Origin of the sequence: Stenotrophomonas terrae (genome assembly GCF_001431465.1) — a bacterium.
In the GTDB taxonomy this organism is placed as follows: Bacteria; Pseudomonadota; Gammaproteobacteria; order Xanthomonadales; family Xanthomonadaceae; genus Stenotrophomonas; species Stenotrophomonas terrae.
This window is the reverse complement of the sequence record NZ_LDJJ01000020.1, coordinates 24,442-41,607: the sequence shown is the minus strand read 5'-3', so window position 1 is coordinate 41,607 and position 17,166 is coordinate 24,442. Positions and strand designations below refer to the sequence as shown.

Sequence of the window (17,166 nt, the reverse complement as noted above, 5' to 3'; positions counted from 1 at the left end):
CTTGGCCGCGTCTTTTTTTGCGGGCCATTCCCGCAGGTGGATACCTCGCCGTTTCTTCATTGGACCTGTCGCTTCAGGTCCCGCATCAACAAAGGAATGACCTTGAACTACCGTACCCCCGACGACTTCCTGGCCTACGTGGCCAAGCGCGACCCCAACCAATCCGAGTTCCTGCAGGCAGTAAAGGAAGTGGCCCACAGCCTGTGGCCGTTCCTGCAGCAGAACCCGAAATACACGCAGTACGGGTTGCTGGAACGTCTGGTCGAGCCGGAGCGGGTCATCCAGTTCCGCGTCGCCTGGGCCGATGACAAGGGCCAGACCCACGTCAACCGCGCCTGGCGCGTGCAGCACAGCTCGGCCATTGGCCCGTTCAAGGGCGGCATGCGTTTCCACCCGTCGGTGAACCTGTCCATCCTCAAGTTCCTGGCCTTCGAGCAGACCTTCAAGAACGCGCTGACCACGCTGCCAATGGGCGGTGGCAAGGGCGGCTCGGACTTCGACCCCAAGGGCAAGAGCGATGGCGAAGTGATGCGCTTCTGCCAGGCGCTGATGCTGGAGCTTTACCGCCACCTCGGCCCGGATACCGACGTGCCGGCCGGTGATATCGGCGTCGGCGCGCGCGAGGTCGGCTTCATGGCCGGCATGATGAAGAAGCTCAGCAACGATGCCGCCTGCGTGTTTACCGGCAAGGGCCTGGCCTATGGCGGCAGCCTGATGCGCCCGGAAGCCACCGGCTTCGGCACGGTCTACTTCGTCGAGCAGATGCTGCACCATGCCAAGCGCCAGACCCACGGTGCCAAGGTGCTGATTTCGGGTTCGGGCAATGTGGCCCAGTACGCGGCGATCAAGGCCAGTGATCTCGGTGCCAAGGTGCTGACCTTCTCCGACTCCGGCGGCACCCTGTACGCGCGCGACGGCTTCGACGAAACCGCCATGCAGGAAGTGATGGCATTGAAAAACGAACGCCGCGGTCGGCTCTCCGAACTGGCCGACGACGCCCGCTTCGAGTTTCTGGCCGACCGCCGCCCCTGGCATATCCCGGCCGATATCGCCCTGCCCTGCGCCACCCAGAACGAACTGGATGAAACCGACGCGCGCACCCTGGTGCACAACGGCGTGCTGTGCGTGGCCGAAGGCGCCAACATGCCGTCCACGCTGGAAGCGGTGGATGTCTTCCTGCAGGCCGGCACGCTGTATGCACCCGGCAAGGCCAGCAATGCCGGTGGCGTAGCCACCTCAGGCTTGGAAATGAGCCAGAACGCCTTGCGCCTGTCCTGGCGCCACGCCGACGTCGACGAACGCCTGCACGTGATCATGAAAGAGATCCACGCCAACTGCGTGCAGCACGGCGTGCGAGCCGATGGCAGCGTCAATTATGTCGATGGCGCCAATATCGCCGGCTTCGTCAAGGTTGCCGACGCGATGCTGGCGCAGGGCCTGTACTGAGCCCAGCCGCGCCTGGACTTGTTGCCGCAGCGGTGCTTACCGGCACCGCTGCGGCGGCATCACGCCAGCACCCGGTTGCGTCCTTCGCGCTTGGCCCGATACAGCTGCCGGTCCGCCGCTGCCAGCAGCGTACGCCCGGTGTTCTGGCCCGGCCCCAGCGCGGCAACACCGATGCTGACGGTCACACTGACTTCCGCATCCACTTCTTCAAAGCGCAGCCGTGCCAATCGCATGCGCAGTTCCTGCAGGACCGTCACCGCGTCCTGCAATGACAGGCCCGGCATCACCACCAGGAACTCCTCGCCACCATGGCGGGCCACAAACTGCGACTTGCCCAAGCGCAACTGCAGCAGACTGGCGATATCGCGCAACACCTGATCACCGGCATCGTGGCCGTAACGGTCGTTGATCTGCTTGAAGTGATCAACGTCGACCAGCGCCACGGTCAGCGGCTTGCCGTCGGCCGCCGCCTGCAACAGCGCCTTCTGCAGGTAGGCATCGCCGGCGCGTCGATTGGGCAGGCCGGTGAGCGCGTCGTGCATGGCCTGGTGTTCCAGCCGCTGCAACAAACTTGCGCGTTCGAAATCGGCCTGTTCCAGCGCGCGGTTCTTCTCGCTCAATTCCTGCGTGCGCGCGGCGATTTCGTTGTTCAAGCGCTTCTGCCGCAAGCGGTAGCTTGTGGCGCGCCAGCCCAGCAACAACAGCAGCAAGGCCAGCAAGGCCAATCCACTCAACCAGCGCACCCAAGGCCGCTGCCAAAGTGGTGCGGCGACGTCCAGGTTCAGCACTGCCTCGCCACCACGGCTGGTATTTTCCCAATCCAACGGCAACGACATCGCCTGGATCCGCAGCCGGTACTGTCCTGGCGGCAGATTGGTATAGACCGCCTCGATGCGGCTGCCCGCATCCACCCAAGCGGTGTCAAACCCTTCCATGCGATAGCGGTAGCGCATCTTGTCCGGTGCACGGAAGCCAAGCCCGCTATAGGCCACGGCAATGCGTTCCACCCCGGCCGGCAGCCCATAGGCGCTGCGCAATGGCTGTGGATCACCATCGACCACCACGCTTTCAATGACCACCGGAAACTTGCGGAAGCGGGTATTGCCGTCCACCCGCTGCGGGTCGATCACCGCCAGGCCACCGCCCGTGGGAAACAACAACTCCCCCTTGTGGGTGAGCCAGCCGGCCGGCGACGAGGCGCCATTGCCCTGGCTGCTGGGCATGCCGTCGGTATGGTCCAGCACCTGCACCGCAAGATGGGTGCGCGCGCCAGCGGCCACCGCAATCAGGTCACGCCGATCCAGCCGGAACACACCCTGGTTGCTGGGCAACCACAGATGGCCGGCACCGTCATCGATCACCCGGAATATCTTGTCCCGCGGCAGACCGTTGCGATGGTCGAACACGGTGATATCCAGGCCGCGCTTGCGCAGCAGGCCATGGTCGGTGGCCATCCACAGGTCGCCGTTGTCGTCGCCAAGGAAATCAAAAACGTAGCGCGCCGGGAAATCCAGATCGGCCGACCATCCCTGCAGCTTGCCATCAGGATCAAGGCTGGCCACACCGTCATTGCTGCCAATCCACAATACGCCGGCCGGGTCGCGGTACAAGGCATGCACCGCCAGGCCTGGCAGGCCTTCGTCCAGGCCGTAATGGCGCAACTGCCCCTGCTGGTAATGGAACAGGCCTTCCGAACTGCCTATCCACAGGCCGCCATCACGTTCACTGAGCAGGCTGCGTACCAGCGGCTGCACCGTACCGGGCAGGCGGATCTGCTGCATGACACGGCCGCTGCCATCCAGGCGAAACACACCCTGGTTGTACGTGCCCGCCCACACGCTGCCATCGCGGCTGGCCAGCGCCAGCACCGAGGCGTCACGGCCGTTGCCGGGTAGCAAGCGCACGTGGCTGATGGCATCACCGCGCATCCGGTTCAGGCCTTCGGAGTGGCCGATCCAGACATCACCGTTGTCCGATTGGATCAGCGCGCGCACATAGTCCGAGCCCAGGCCGTCCTCGCTGGTGAGCCCGCGCGCGGCACCTTCATCGATGCGGAACAGGCCATCGGTACTGCCCGCCCAGACCAGGCCTTCCTGATCGATCATCAGTGCCGGGCTGACCTGGCCCGGCACCGCGATGCGCTCGATGCTGCCTGCGCTCCAGCGCACCAGGCGCCCGGCCGACAGGCTTAACCAAAGTGCGCCGTTGCTGTCCAGACGCACCGCGTCCACCCGCTCGCCCGGCAATAGATGTTGACGCTGGCCGTTGCCGCGCAGCCAATGAACACCATCATCGGCCGCAACCACCCAGCCGCCGTGGCCGTCATCGAGCAGGTCGCGTACCACCCAACCGGCGGTGTCGTTCCATGCGCTCAACTGCCCCTGCCGCAGCTGGTAGACGCCCTTCTCGGTGGCCACCAGCAGCGTGTCGTCGGCGCCGTTTCGCAATGCGGTGATGGGTACTTCCGGCAGGCCAGCCGCGCGGCCGGCATCCAGCAATTGGCCAGAGGGCAGCAATCGCAATAGTTTTTCTTTTGCGCCTATCCACAAGCCGCCGGAGCGATCACGCAGCAAGGCAGTGACCGACAGGTGCCGGGCATCGGCACCGCCCAGCGCCTCCCAGCGGCCACGGTGATAGCGATAGACGCCGTCGGAAATCGTGCCGAACAGCACTGCGCCATCGGCCTCGGGCAGGATGCTCAGCACCCCGGACAGTTCCACCCCCGGGGTGTTCTGGCGATCGAACACGGTGAAACTGCGGCCGTTGAAGCGGACCACACCTTCCCAGGTGCCCAGCCAGATGAAACCGTCGCTGCCCTGCGCCACCGACTGCACCAGATTGTGCGGCAGCCCCTGTTCCATGCCCCAGCCGGCCACGGTATGCCGCCCCGCCGCCAATACCAGCGACGCGCTGCTGCCCCATAGCAGGGTGCATGCAAGCACGGCCCACAGCACCGCTAGCCACCGATTGCGGCCGGCGGGCATTGCAGTCACGACGTCGAAAATCCTCTGGCGCCTGGACAAACCCGCCTCCGCAGGTCACACCGGCTCCCCCGCCGGCGGCGCCAATTTACCATCTCAACCGTGAAATCCATCGCCATTTCTTACGGCTGGCCGATCACCCGGCCAGCCGTAAGCGGTTGCCCGGCTCAGTGCGTGGCCTCATCCGGGCGCACCCGGAACCAGGCCGCATACAAGGCCGGCAGGAATACCAGGGTCAACACCGTGCCGACGATCAGCCCGCCCATGATCGAGATCGCCATCGAGCCGTAGAAGGCGCTGCGCGAGAGCGGGATCATCGCCAGCACCGCCGCCAGTGCGGTCAGCACGATCGGGCGGAAGCGGCGCACGGTGGCATCGATGATGGCGTGCCAGCGGTCATGGCCGGCATCGATGTCCTGCTGGATCTGGTCGATCAGGATCACCGAGTTGCGCATGATCATGCCGGCCAGGGCAATGGTGCCCAGCATCGCCACAAAACCGAACGGCGCCTGGAACAGCAGCAGGAACCAGGTGGCACCAATGATGCCCAGCGGCGCGGTGATGAACACCATCGCCGCCCGCGAGAAGCTGCGCAGCTGCACCATCAGCAAGGTCGCCACCACCACCAGGAACAGCGGCATGCCGGCCTTGATCGAGTTCTGGCCACGCGCCGAATCCTCCACCGTGCCGCCGGTTTCCAGCAGATAGCCACTGGGCAGGGCGTCGCGGATCTCGTCCAGGATCGGCAGGATCTGCTCGACCACGCCTACCGGCAACATGCTGTCGCCGATGTCGGCGCGCACGGTGACCGTGGGCAGGCGGTCGCGGTGCCAGATGATGCCGTCCTCGAAGGCGTACTCCAGCTTGGCCACCTGCGACAGGGATACCGGCTTGCCGCTGGCAGTGGGAATGGCCAGGCTGCCCAGCATGTCCAGGCGCGCACGCTCGTCATCCGGGCCACGCAGCAACATGCCGATCTGGCGGTTGCCTTCGCGGTAGGTGCTCACGCTCATGCCCGACAGCGAACTGGTCAGGAACTGCGCGATCTGTGCGCTGCTCACACCCAATACGCGGGCACGGTCCTGGTCCACCACCAGCCGTACCACCTTGCTCGGCTCGCTCCAGTTGAGGTTGACGTTGGTGGTATGCGGGTTCTGCCGCACCTTGTCGGCGACCTGTGCGGCAATGGCCTGCACGCGTTCGATATGCTCGCCGGAAACGCGGAACTGCACCGGGTAACCGACCGGCGGGCCGTTCTCCAGGCGGGTCACACGCAGCTGCACGTCGCCGAACTTCGGCACCACTTCCTTCAACATCCAATCACGCAGCTCCTCGCGTGCCTTGGTGTCTTCGGCCAACACCACGTACTGGGCGAAGTTGGTGGCCGGCAGCTGCTGGTCCAGCGGCAGGTAGAAACGCGGCGAACCATTGCCGACGTAGCCAACGAAATTGGCCACGCCCTTGTGGTCCTTGATCAGCGCCTCGAACTTCTGCGCCTGTGCCTGGGTGGCGGTCAACGACGCACCTTCGGCCAGTTCGATATCCACCATCAGCTCGGGCCGGGTCGAATCCGGGAAGAACTGCTGCGGCACGAAGCGGAAGATCACCAGCGAGAACACGAACAAGCCGGCAGTGGCCAGGATCACCAACCAGCGACGGCGCAGGCAGGCGTCCAGGAACACCCGGAAACGCTGATAGAACGCGCTCTTGTACGGGTCGTGGTCGTGCGAGAGTTCCTTCGGCCTGACCAGGTTGGCCAGTGCCGGGTTGCGGTCGGCCCAGCGCAGGCGCAGCGCGCGCCAACGCCCGGCAATGCTGCCCGGCTTCGGCGGCTGCGGGTTGTGCAGGTCCGGCAGCATCTTGTCGCCGAGGTAGGGAATGAACAGCACCGCGGCAATCCACGAAACCACCAAGGCAATCGTCACCACCTGGAACAGCGAGCGCGTGTATTCACCGGTACTCGATGCCGCCGTGGCAATCGGCAGGAAGCCGGCGGCAGTGATCAGCGTGCCGGTCAACATCGGGAAGGCGGTGGATGTCCAGGCAAAGCTGGCCGCACGCAGGCGGTCGTAGCCCTGCTCCATCTTGGTGGCCATCATCTCCACCGCGATGATCGCGTCATCCACCAGCAGACCCAGCGCCAGCACCAAGGCACCCAGCGAAATCTTGTGCAGGCCGATATCGAACTGATGCATGACGAAGAAAGTCATCGCCAGCACCAGCGGAATCGACACCGCCACCACCAGGCCGGTGCGCCAACCCAGCGAGAAGAAGCTCACCAGCAGCACGATCACCACCGCCTCGGTCAGCACCTTGACGAACTCGCCCACCGATTCCTTCACCGCATGCGGCTGGTCGGACACCTTGCGCAGCTGCATGCCGGCCGGCAGCGTCTTCTGCAGCTGTTCGAACTCGCTGTCCAGGGTCTTACCCAGCTTGAGGATGTCGCCGCCACCCTTCATCGCCACCGCAATGCCAATGGCGTCCTCGCCCATGAAGCGCATCTTGGCCGAGGCCGGATCGGCGAAGCCGCGCTTGACCTCGGCGATATCGCCCAGCCGCACGGTGCGTTCGCCGGCCTGGATCGGGAAGTTGCGGATGTCCTCGACCGAAGTGAACTGGCCGCTGACGCGCAACTGCACACGGTCGGTCGGGGTTTCGAACCAGCTGGCCGGGGCGATGGCGTTCTGCTGCGCCAAGGCCTGCTGCACCTGCTGCAGCGACACGCCCAGCGTGGCCAGCTTGGTGTTGGACAACTGGATCCACACCTTCTCGTCCTGCAGGCCGATCAGGTCGACCTTGCCAACATCGTCCACCCGCTGCAGCTGCAGCTGGATGCGGTCGGCGTAGTCGCGCATCAGCGCATAGTCGAAACCCTTGCCGGTCAACGCATAGATATTGCCGAAGGTGTCGCCGAACTCATCGTTGAAGAACGGCCCGATCACTTCGGCCGGCAGCTGCGACTGGATGTCGCCGACCTTCTTGCGCACCTGGTAGAACAGCTCCGGCACATCCTTGGACGGCATCGAGTCGCGCGCCATGAAGATCACCTGCGACTCACCCGGCCGCGAATAGGCCTGGATGAACTCGAACTCACCGGTGTTCATCAACGCCTTTTCAATCGGCTCGGTGACCTGCTTGGACACCTGCTCGGCGGTGGCACCGGGCCACATGGTCTGCACCACCATCGCCTTGAAGGTGAATGGCGGATCTTCGGACTGGCCCAGGTGCTTGTATGACCAGGCACCGATGATCGCCATGGCGATCATCATGAACAGCACCAGCGGGCGGTTACCGAGCGCCCATTCGGAGAGATTGAAGCGTTTCACGCCTCAGTCCCCTTTTCAGCGCGGATCCAGCGCCGCTCGGCATTGCCGCGAGCGTCAGTACCCATCCCGTCCGCTTCCACCGCAGGGGGAAGGGCGACGGTGTCGCACATACAAGATTTCGACAGGCTCATCGCGAGCCCTCCGACGCAGCCTTCTTCGGTGCGCCAAGTTCAATGGGCCGATTGCTCCTGTCCACGGCAGTCACCGGCTGACCTTCGCGCAACAGATGGCCGCCAGCAGCAACCACCCAATCTTCAGCCTTCAAACCCTGCAGCACCGGCACGCTTTCCGGGCCATAGGCACCCAGCGTCACCGCACGCGCCTGCAACTTGCCATCGGCCGGGTTCACCACCCACACACTGGCCTGCTGCGGCTGCTTACCGGCCTGCACGGCAGCCAGAGGCACGCTCATCACTCCCTGCTTGCCATGGGCAATGAAAACCCGCGCGCTTTGCCCCAGTTCAACCGTATTCAGCGCATCGGCCGCCAAGCTGACACGGGCGGCATAGGTACGTGCCTGCGGATCGGCAGCGGCGGCGATCTCGCGGATGCTGCCGGCCAGGTGCTTGCCCGGCTGGTTCCACAACTCGACCTCGACCGCCTGGCCGACGCTGAAATCGCGGATGGCACTTTCCGGCAGCGCGATCGCGACTTCGCGGGCACCGTCGGCGGCCATCGTGTAAATGGTCTGTCCGGCCGCCACCACCTGCCCGGCCTCGGCCTCGCGGCTGGCAATCATGCCGTCCTCGGGCGCATGCAACTGGGCATAAGCGGACTGGTTGCGGGCAACATCCAGATTGGCCCGCGCCGCATCGGCCTGGCCCTGCGCTGCCTTCAAGGCCGCGGTCTGTGCATCCAGCGCCGACTGGCTGACCAGCTGCTGGCTCGCCAGCGCCTGGTAGCGCTTGTGCTCATCGCGGGCGCGCACCAGGTCGGCTTCGGCGGCAGCGAACTGTGCCTGCGCCGCGCGCGCCTGCAGGTTGTAGTCGGCAACGTCGAGTTCGGCCAGCAACTGGCCCTTTTTCACCCGTTGGCCGGCATCCACCTCGCGCCGCAGCAGCTTGCCGCCAACGCGGAAGGACAGCGCGGCTTCCTCACGGGCGCGTACCTCGCCAGGATAGGCACCAATGGCCACCCCGCCATTGCCGGCCGGATGCTCCACCAATACGGGTACAGCGTGTACGGGTACGGTCTCGGGCTTGCCGCAGGCGGCAAGCAGGGGCAACAGCAGGCAACAGCCAATCCAACGCAGGGAGGTCATATATATAGGTCGCGATCGCAAGGGAGGAAGATGGCGGGATTTCGCCGCCATTACTAAACGCATCGGTATAGTATAAATATCGAACCAGCTGGTCTAGTATTGCCTGATGTGCCCGAAAAAGCCCTCCTCCGCGCCCACGACAGCGGCGCCACGCAGCTCCGGTCCGGGTCGCCCCAAGGACCTTGGCAAGCGCGCGGCCATCCTCGATGCGGCCAAGGCCTTGTTCATCGAACTGGGCTTCAACGGCGTCAGCATGGACGAAATTGCCGCCCGTGCCAGTGTTTCCAAACTGACGGTCTACAGTCATTTCGGTGACAAGGAAACCCTGTTCACCGAGGCAATCCAGGCCAAGTGCGTGGAAATGATGCCCGATGAACTGTTTGTCACCGACAACGAGGCCCCCCTGCGCGGCCAGTTGCTGGGCATCGGCCATGCCTTTTTCGCCCTGATCAGCAGCGACGCGGCCATTGCCACCCAGCGCATGATGATGACCCCGGACACCGACGACCGTATCCGCCAGATGTTCTGGCAGGCCGGCCCGGCACGCACCGAAACCGCCCTGGCCGAGTTCCTCGGCGCCCGCGTAAGCCGTGGCCAGCTGGCCATCGAAGACCTGGCACTGGCCGCCCGGCAGTTCTTCTGCCTGATCAAGGGCGAGGTCCATACGCATATGATGTGTGGCCTGTGCGCCGCCCCGGACCAGCTCGATGCCGACGTCCATATCGCCGCCAGCGTGGATTTCTTCATCCGCGCCTATGCACCGCGCCGGCAAGCTGAATGAACCGGAGGTCCGAATGACTTCCGGCACTGCGTCGCGCGCGGCCCTCCCCGCAATGTTGGGTCCGTACTTTGTGTCTGGTAACCGGTAAAATGGCCGGCCCACTGCGCTGGAATGATGAGCTTCCCATGACGATTGATTACTCCCACGTCCGCGAAATGATGGTTGAACAGCAGATCCGTCCCTGGGATGTGCTGGAAGTCCGCGTGCTGGACGTGCTGGCGCGCCTGCCGCGCGAGGCCTTCGTCGCCGAATCGCACCGCGCCCTGGCCTATGCCGATATCGAGCTGCCGCTGGGTCATGGCCAGAAGATGATGAAGCCGGTCATCGAAGGCCGCACCCTGCAGGCGCTGGATCTGCAGCCCACTGACGAAGTGCTGGAAATCGGCACCGGCAGCGGCTTCCTGAGTGCCTGCATGGGCGAACTGGCCCGCGAAGTACTGAGCCTGGAAATCCACCCCGAGCTGGCCGAGCGCGCCCGCCAGAACCTGGACGCGGCCAAGCTGGGCAGCAATGTCCGCATTGAAGTCGCCGATGCCCTGAATTGGCAGAGCCAGCGTCAGTTCGACGCCATCTGCATCACCGGTGCGGTAGAAACCGTACCGGTGGAACTGTTGAAGCTGCTGCGCACTGGCGGCCGCCTGTTTGCCATCCGCGGCGTTTCGCCGGTGATGGAAGCAGTGCTGGTCCAGGCCGATGGCAGCATTGCCTCGCTGTTTGAAACCGACCTTGATTACCTGCAGGGCGCTGCGCCCGCACCGCAATTCCAACTCTGAAACCTTCCAAGGAAGCCGCAATGATCCGCCGATCCCTCACCCTTGCGCTGGCAGTCGCCCTCACTCCGCTGACTTCCCATGCCGCCGACCTGTTGCAGGTCTACGAAATGGCCCGCAACGGTGACACGCAGTTGGCCGCAGCCGAGTCCACGCGCCTGATCAACAAGGAAGGCCAGGTCCAGGCACGTGCCGCATTGCTGCCGCAGATCGGCGGTGAGGCTTCGTTGAACCGTACCCGCACCAGTTACGACGACATCAGCGGCAGCTCCACCTCCAAGACCCGCAACTACGGCATCAACGGCAGCCAGACCCTGTTCAACTGGAGTCAGTTCGCCAACCTGCGCGCGCAGCGTGACGTCAGCAAGGCTGCCGATTTCGATCTCGAGTCGGCCAACGACGAGCTGATCGTGCGTACTGCGACCACCTACTTCAACGTGCTGGTCGGCATCGAGTCGCTGACTGCCGCCGAGACCAACGAAGCCGCTGCCAAGAAGCAGTTCGACTACGCCGACAAGCGTCTGGAAGTGGGCCTGGCACCGATCACCGACATGCACGAAGCACGTGCCCAGTACGATCAGGCCCGCGCCAATACCATTCTTGCCCGCAATGCACTGGAAGATGCCTACCAGGCGCTGACCGAGCTGACCGGCCAGCCGGTGCGCGACCTGCGCGGCCTGCCGGTCGACTTCCGCCCGGAAGTGCCAGCCAATCGCAGCAACGTCGACCAGCTCGTCGCCGATGCGGTCGCACGCAACCCGGCACTGAAGGCGCAGGAGCTGCAGGTCAGCGCCGCCGAGTCCAACGTCTCCTCCGCTCGTGGCGGCCACTATCCGACCCTGTCATTGGGCGGCAGCTGGGGCAAGAGCGCGCGTTGGGGTGACACCACTGGTAGCGGCACTGCTGTTCCGGATGCCACCACCAACTCGATCGGCCTTACCCTGAACGTGCCGATCTTCGCCGGTGGTGCCACCCAATCCGGTGTGCGTCAGGCGCTGGCCCGTCGCGATATCGCCCAGGACACCTTCGAGCAGCAGAAGCGCGCCCTCGACCGCAACACCCGCAATGCCTACCAGGCACTGGTTGCCGGCATCAGCGAAGTCGAAGCACGTCGTCTGACTGTGGTCTCGGCACAGAGCGCCTATGACGCCTCACAGGTCGGCCTGGAAGTTGGTACCCGTACCGTGCTGGACGTGGTACAGAACCAGAAGACCCTGTTCCAGGCCCAGCTGGACTACGCAACGTCGCGCTACAACTTCCTGCAGGCACGCCTGCAGCTGAGCCAGGCCATCGGCGATCTGGAAATCAACGAAATCCAGGACATCAACCGCCTGCTGACGGTGGATGCCAGCTCCAAGCTGCAGTCGAGCAGCGCGCAGTAATCCGGCGCGACAACGTAACGCAGAAAGGCGGGCCTCGGCCCGCCTTTCCTGTTTCTGAAACATTGCCTGCGAGCACCATCACTCGATCAGGGCCAGCAATTCGTACACCACGTACACCCGGACCAGGTTGATGCCCCGCAGGCCTTGCCTGCTCTCTTTGTAGGAGCGGCGTAAGCCGCGAAGCAAACACAGCATCAGCGCATGGGCGCCAAGATTTCGAACACCATCAGCTTCGCGGCTTACGCCGCTCCCACACCACAGCGCGGCCACCCAATTACCGAAAGTGATGCTTTCAACCTGCCAGGCTGCTCTCGCTGGGCGGTGGCAACTGCGGAGTGATCAAGGCGATCGTATGCTCCAACGCGCCGCGGCCATTGGCCACCAGCGCCCGCCCTGCCTGCACCATGCGTTCGCGCTCGGCATCATCCTGCAACAGACGTGACACGGCTTCACCTACTTCCGCCGCATCGGCACAAATGCACAGGGCACCGGCCTCATCCATGCGCCGCGAGATCTCGGCGAAGTTGTGCAGGTGCGGCCCGGTAACCGCTGCGGTGCCCATCGCTGCTGGCTCCAGCAGATTGTGGCCGCCAATGGCCTGCAGACTGCCACCGACGAAGGCCACCTGCGCGCAGGCATAGAACGCCATCAATTCCCCCAGGGTATCGATCACGAATACCTGGGTATCGGCCGCAGGCCATTGCTGCGCCTTGCGCGTAGCCACGCGCCAGCCTTGCTCGCGCGCCAGAGCTTCCACCTTGGCAAAGCGTTCGGGGTGACGCGGCGCCCACAACAACAGCGCATCGGGATGCTGCTGCAACAGGCGCGCATGGATTTCGATCACCGCCTGCTCTTCGCCCTCATGGGTACTGGCGGCGATCCATATCGGCCGCGTAGTAGCCACGTGCTGATGAAAGGCCTGCAACAACGCGGTCGGGTCCGGCGGATGGATATCGAACTTCAGGTTGCCCAAGGCCTGCACCTGTTCGGGCAATGCGCCCAGCTCGATGAAACGCTCCGCATCGGCCTGCGACTGCGCCGCGACGCAGGTCACCGTGCGCAGCGCGCGCCCGACCAGCGCCTTGAGCACGCGATAACCCTTCAACGAACGGGCCGACAAACGCGCATTGAGGATGTACACCGGAATGCCACGATCGCGGCAACCGAACAACATGTTCGGCCACAGCTCGGTTTCCAGGATCAACGCCAGGCTGGGCTGGAAATGCTCCAGGAAGCGACTGACGCTGCCGGGGACGTCGTACGGTAGATAGACATGGTCCACCGCATCTCCCCACAGCGCGCGCACCCGCTGCGAGCCGGTCGGGGTGATGGTGGTGATGATCCAGCGGATATCGGGGCGCTGTTCACGCAACGCATTGACCAGGGGCGCGGCCGCATTGACCTCGCCCACCGACACCGCATGCAACCACACCCGCGGCTGCGCGCCGCTGTCCGGGTAGGAGGCATAGCGCTCATCCCAGCGCCGGAAGTATTCGCGCACCCGGAAACCGCGCCACACCAGGTGGTACACGGTGATGGGCAGCAATAGATAGAGCACGGCCGAATACAGGCCACGCAACAGAATTTCGACTGGATCCTTACGCATCGGCGAAGGATACGGGAGAACGACACAAGCGCGCGACAAAGCGCAGTGCCATTGCATGACAGGCCACACCGCACAGGACCGGACGCTGGCAGCTTTGCAGTTGCAATGCCCTTGCCTCCTCCCTTGCGCACAGCGCAGGGGAGGATTGAGGAGGGGTAGCTTTGCCGTTGCAGTTGCAGTTGCCCCGCCCTCGCCGGCGGTGCTCCCGCCTTCACCCCGGTGGCTTAGAATCTCCACATGTCCGATTCGCCTTCCACCGCCACCCGGCCCTCGCTCCTGCAGCCACGGCACTGGCCCACCTATGCCTGGCTTGGCATTGCCTTCATCGCTGCCCGCCTGCCATGGACGCTGCAGCGCGCACTGGGCCGTGGTATTGGCTGGCTGGCCCTGCACCTGGCACGCAGTCGCCGCCACGCCGCCGAGGTCAACCTCAAGCTGTGCTTCCCGGAAAAGGACGAGGCCTGGCGGCAGCGGCTGCTACGTGACAGCTTCGATGCACTTGGCGTAGGTGTGTTTGAATTCGCCCGCGCCTGGTGGGGCAAGATCGACGTCATCCGCCCACAGGTGCAATGGGAAGGGCTGGAGCACCTCAAGGCATTGCAGGCCGAAGGCCGCGGCGTATTGCTGGTATCAGGCCACTTCATGACCCTGGAAATGTGCGGCCGCCTGCTCTGCGACCACGTGCCGCTGGCCGGCATGTACCGCAAGTACCGCAACCCGGTGATGGAATGGGCGGTGAAGAGCGGCCGGCTGAAATATGCCTGCGCGATGTTCGCCAACGAAGACATCCGCGCCACCGTGCGGCATCTGAAGAAAGGCGGTTTCCTCTGGTATGCGCCGGACCAGGACATGCGCGGCAAGGACTCGGTGTTCGTACCGTTCTTCGGCATGCCGGCATCCACCATCACCGCCACCCATCAGTTCGCGCGCATGACCGGCTGCGCCGTGGTGCCGTACTTCCATCGCCGTGTTGGCAGCGGCTACGTGCTGAAAATCGCCCCACCGCTGCCCGATTTCCCCACCGATGACGTGGTTGCCGACACCGCCCAGGTCAACGCCGCCATCGAGGAAATGGTGCGCGAGGCACCGGCGCAATACCTGTGGATACACCGCCGTTTCAAGCGCCAGCCCGAAGGCCGCAGCAACTTCTACGACTGAGCCGCCTGCCGCCTCAGTCGCCGCGTCTGTCCGGCTCGGCCAGCAGCGCACCGGCATACAGTGCCGCCAGCAACACCGTCAGCCCGCCCCAGAAAGCGGAATAGAACGCCAGGTGGGTATTGAGCGGGAACACCGTGACCGCCAAGGCCACCGCTGCCGGGCGTGCACGCTCGCGCGCCTCCGGCCCGGAGTAGACCCAGGCCCGCAGCGCCATCGCCGCACCGGCAATCCATAGCAGCAAGCCCAGCAGGCCGGTCTCGGCAAGGATCTCCAGCAGGATCTGGTGCGCATGCAACGCCGGCCCATCGCCCCACACCGGCGCCTGCGCCGCATCCGGATTGCAATGCGGATACGCCTCACGGAAACCACGCGCGCCCACGCCGTTGATCGGATGTTCGCGCACCATGCACAGTGCCGCCGCCCATATCTGCGCCCGCCCCGACAAGGCTTCATTGACGCCGTGGGCGCCATCACCGAAGGCCATCGCGGTGCGTTCGAAGCGCTCACGCACCTGGCTTGAGCCGGCAGCCAACGCGGCGACGCCCATCACCCCGGCCAGCATGAGCAACAGCAGCCACTTGCCGCCGAGCAGACGCCAACCGGAAACCAGCAGTACCAGGCTGTAGGTGATCAGCGACGCACGCGAACCGGCATATACCAGCACCACGCCGACTACCGCAGCGGCCAGCAGCCAACTCCAACGGCCCCAGCGCACGCCTACGAAGAACAGCAGGAAGGGCGACAGGCTGGCCAGCACCTGGCCGAATTTCAGATTGCAGGGCCCGAAGATGCCGGCCAGGCGATCAGCCAGGGCCGCTTCTTCCGGTGAACACAGGCCGTGCCCGCTGACCAGCCACTTGAGCTGATCCAGACCCCAGAACAAGGGGCTGGTACCTGCAATGGCCTGCAGCAAGGCGTCGAACGCCCAGACTCCCGTCACCAGCGCAATACCGCCAAAGGTGACGCGCCGGCGTTGCGGGGTGGCCACCGCGATTGCCACCAGCCACATGAAAGGCAGATAGCGCAGGCCACCACCGACCTTGCCCCAGACCTTGCCCGCATCTTCCGCACCCAGCGCCGAACCCAGCTGCGGCAACCAGTAGGCGCAGAACAGCACACTGGTCAGTGCCAGCGCGGGCACCCCCAATAGACTGCGGATGCCAGCGCCTTTTTTCAGCCGCAGCAGCAACAAGCGCAGCACGGTGAACAAGGCACCCAACACCAGCACCGACTCGGCAATGCCCGGCAGCGGCAACAGGGCCACATAGGCAATCACCCATACCGGCGCCCACCAACCGGGCTGGCGCGACGGCGTGGCGGCAATGGACGGCTCAGCCAGCGAGTTCTGCATAGACATCCAGGGTGGCACGTTGCATGGCCTGCAACGTATACGGAATCCGCCGTGGCAGCAGCGGTGGGTTGCCCAGCAGGGCCAACACGCACTGCGTCAGCTGCGCCATGTCCGCGTAGGCCACTGCACCGGAAGGCTGCAGTTGGCCGAGCAGCTCGCCCACCCCGCCATGGTTCCAGCCTGCAACCGGGCGGCCGACCGACAAGGCCTCCAGCACGGTACGGCCAAATGCCTCGGGTTTGTCGGACAACTGCAGCACCAGATCGCTGGCGGCATAGGCTTCGGCAATGCGGGTGGTGGGCTCGCTCAGCACCAGCTGGCCGGCGATACCCAGGCTCTGCGCCAACTGTTCCAGCTCGCGCACATAGGCTTCGCGGCCGGGCTCACGCACACCGGGCATCCACAGCAGCGCCGGCCGGCCGGCGCTCTGCAATGCCGCCAGCAGCTGCAAGGCGTAGGCATGCCCTTTCAGGCGGGTACCGCGCCCCGGCAACAGCAGCAGCGGCAGCTCGCCCCCCAACTGCGGGTAACGCGCTGCCAGCGCCAGCCGCGGGCGTCGGTCGCTGCGCTCCACGCGCGGGAACTGGTCCACATCCACGCCACGCGGGATTACCCGCAGCTTGGTCGGATCGGTCTGTGGATAGTGCTGCAGCAGGTAATCGCGCACGGTCTGCGATACGCAGATCACCCGCTCACCACTGGCCATGATGCCGCTGTAGCGGCCGGCCGAATTGAGCCCGTGCATGGTGGTCAGCCAATGCGGGCGCTGCGCCGCAGGCATGCCACGCAAGGCGTACCAGCCCAGCCATGCCGGCAACCGCGAACGTGCGTGCACGATATCGGCGCCGGTTTCACTGAACAGGCGCCGCAGCGAGGCCACATGACGCAGCGTAAGCAGCGACTTGCGGCCGATATCCAGGGTCAGATGCTCCGCGCCACTGCCCAGCAGCGGCTGCAGCAGTCGGCCACCCGCGGACACGACAATAGCCCGGTGACCGGCAGCCACCAGTGCCGCGGCAATTTCCAGGGTTGAACGCTCGACGCCGCCGGAATGCAGCGCCGGCAGCAACTGCACCACCGTCAAACGGCGCATCGGTCAGC

12 protein-coding genes are annotated in these 17,166 nt (G+C 64.9%); 5 read left to right on the top strand and 7 right to left on the bottom strand.

The features are described 5' to 3' along the window. Window positions 1-102 precede the first annotated feature (102 nt). Window positions 103-1,446 carry an NADP-specific glutamate dehydrogenase gene (gdhA, locus tag ABB27_RS07000; RefSeq protein ID WP_244479172.1) on the top strand — a complete coding sequence of 448 codons (1,344 nt, stop codon included), beginning with the start codon at window positions 103-105 and terminating at the stop codon, window positions 1,444-1,446. Between the two features lie 59 nt (window positions 1,447-1,505). On the opposite strand, the gene ABB27_RS06995 is transcribed toward gdhA, so the two are convergent. From ABB27_RS06995 to ABB27_RS06985, 3 genes are all read right to left on the bottom strand, one after another. Beyond that, window positions 1,506-4,430: a ligand-binding sensor domain-containing protein gene (locus ABB27_RS06995; protein WP_057627734.1), complete on the bottom strand. Its 2,925-nt coding sequence runs from the start codon at window positions 4,428-4,430 to the stop codon at window positions 1,506-1,508. Window positions 4,431-4,594: 164 nt separating this feature from the next. Continuing rightward, complete coding sequence (locus ABB27_RS06990; protein WP_057627733.1) at window positions 4,595-7,756, bottom strand: efflux RND transporter permease subunit; 3,162 nt, start codon at window positions 7,754-7,756, stop codon at window positions 4,595-4,597. A gap of 127 nt (window positions 7,757-7,883) precedes the next feature. Then, window positions 7,884-9,017, bottom strand: coding sequence for an efflux RND transporter periplasmic adaptor subunit (locus ABB27_RS06985; RefSeq protein ID WP_057627731.1), 1,134 nt, complete (start codon window positions 9,015-9,017; stop codon window positions 7,884-7,886). 106 nt (window positions 9,018-9,123) lie between these two features. Between ABB27_RS06985 and ABB27_RS06980 the strand changes: the two genes are divergently transcribed. From ABB27_RS06980 to ABB27_RS06970, 3 genes are all read left to right on the top strand, one after another. Then, on the top strand, window positions 9,124-9,798 hold the full coding sequence (locus ABB27_RS06980; protein WP_057627726.1) for a TetR/AcrR family transcriptional regulator: 675 nt from the start codon (window positions 9,124-9,126) through the stop codon (window positions 9,796-9,798). A 125-nt stretch (window positions 9,799-9,923) separates the two neighbouring features. Then, window positions 9,924-10,571: a protein-L-isoaspartate O-methyltransferase family protein gene (locus ABB27_RS06975; RefSeq protein ID WP_057627724.1), complete on the top strand. Its 648-nt coding sequence runs from the start codon at window positions 9,924-9,926 to the stop codon at window positions 10,569-10,571. A 20-nt stretch (window positions 10,572-10,591) separates the two neighbouring features. After that, window positions 10,592-11,950 carry a TolC family outer membrane protein gene (locus ABB27_RS06970; protein WP_057627722.1) on the top strand — a complete coding sequence of 453 codons (1,359 nt, stop codon included), beginning with the start codon at window positions 10,592-10,594 and terminating at the stop codon, window positions 11,948-11,950. A 78-nt stretch (window positions 11,951-12,028) separates the two neighbouring features. Here ABB27_RS06970 and ABB27_RS19905 read toward each other — a convergent pair whose 3' ends face one another. Together ABB27_RS19905 and waaA are read right to left on the bottom strand one after the other, a co-directional pair. After that, window positions 12,029-12,220 (bottom strand): hypothetical protein, encoded by a 192-nt coding sequence (locus ABB27_RS19905; RefSeq protein WP_161809621.1) that lies wholly within the window; start codon window positions 12,218-12,220, stop codon window positions 12,029-12,031. Window positions 12,221-12,242: 22 nt separating this feature from the next. After that, window positions 12,243-13,556 (bottom strand): lipid IV(A) 3-deoxy-D-manno-octulosonic acid transferase, encoded by a 1,314-nt coding sequence (waaA, locus tag ABB27_RS06965; RefSeq protein ID WP_057627720.1) that lies wholly within the window; start codon window positions 13,554-13,556, stop codon window positions 12,243-12,245. Window positions 13,557-13,793: 237 nt separating this feature from the next. Between waaA and ABB27_RS06960 the strand changes: the two genes are divergently transcribed. Next, window positions 13,794-14,714 (top strand): LpxL/LpxP family Kdo(2)-lipid IV(A) lauroyl/palmitoleoyl acyltransferase, encoded by a 921-nt coding sequence (locus tag ABB27_RS06960; RefSeq protein ID WP_057627718.1) that lies wholly within the window; start codon window positions 13,794-13,796, stop codon window positions 14,712-14,714. Between the two features lie 13 nt (window positions 14,715-14,727). Here the strand turns inward: ABB27_RS06960 and ABB27_RS06955 are convergent, their stop codons facing one another. Beyond that, the gene (locus ABB27_RS06955) at window positions 14,728-16,065 is read right to left on the bottom strand and encodes an O-antigen ligase family protein (protein WP_057627716.1); all 1,338 of its coding nucleotides are present in this window, start codon (window positions 16,063-16,065) and stop codon (window positions 14,728-14,730) included. Continuing rightward, entirely contained in the window at window positions 16,046-17,158 is a 1,113-nt protein-coding gene (locus ABB27_RS06950; RefSeq protein ID WP_057627715.1) for a glycosyltransferase, read from the bottom strand. Before ABB27_RS06950 ends, ABB27_RS06955 begins: the two co-directional genes overlap by 20 nt. Between the last annotated feature and the right edge of the window lie 8 nt (window positions 17,159-17,166).

Excerpts from the sequence above, each read along its gene's own strand:
- ABB27_RS06995 (WP_057627734.1), bottom strand. The coding sequence starts at position 4,430 with ATGCCCGCCGGCCGCAATCGGTGGCTAGCGGTGCTGTGGGCCGTGCTT.
- ABB27_RS06985 (WP_057627731.1), bottom strand. The coding sequence starts at position 9,017 with ATGACCTCCCTGCGTTGGATTGGCTGTTGCCTGCTGTTGCCCCTGCTT.
- ABB27_RS06980 (WP_057627726.1), top strand. The coding sequence starts at position 9,124 with ATGTGCCCGAAAAAGCCCTCCTCCGCGCCCACGACAGCGGCGCCACGC.
- ABB27_RS06975 (WP_057627724.1), top strand. The coding sequence starts at position 9,924 with ATGACGATTGATTACTCCCACGTCCGCGAAATGATGGTTGAACAGCAG.
- ABB27_RS06970 (WP_057627722.1), top strand. The coding sequence starts at position 10,592 with ATGATCCGCCGATCCCTCACCCTTGCGCTGGCAGTCGCCCTCACTCCG.
- waaA (WP_057627720.1), bottom strand. The coding sequence starts at position 13,556 with ATGCGTAAGGATCCAGTCGAAATTCTGTTGCGTGGCCTGTATTCGGCC.
- ABB27_RS06960 (WP_057627718.1), top strand. The coding sequence starts at position 13,794 with ATGTCCGATTCGCCTTCCACCGCCACCCGGCCCTCGCTCCTGCAGCCA.
- ABB27_RS06955 (WP_057627716.1), bottom strand. The coding sequence starts at position 16,065 with ATGCAGAACTCGCTGGCTGAGCCGTCCATTGCCGCCACGCCGTCGCGC.
- ABB27_RS06950 (WP_057627715.1), bottom strand. The coding sequence starts at position 17,158 with ATGCGCCGTTTGACGGTGGTGCAGTTGCTGCCGGCGCTGCATTCCGGC.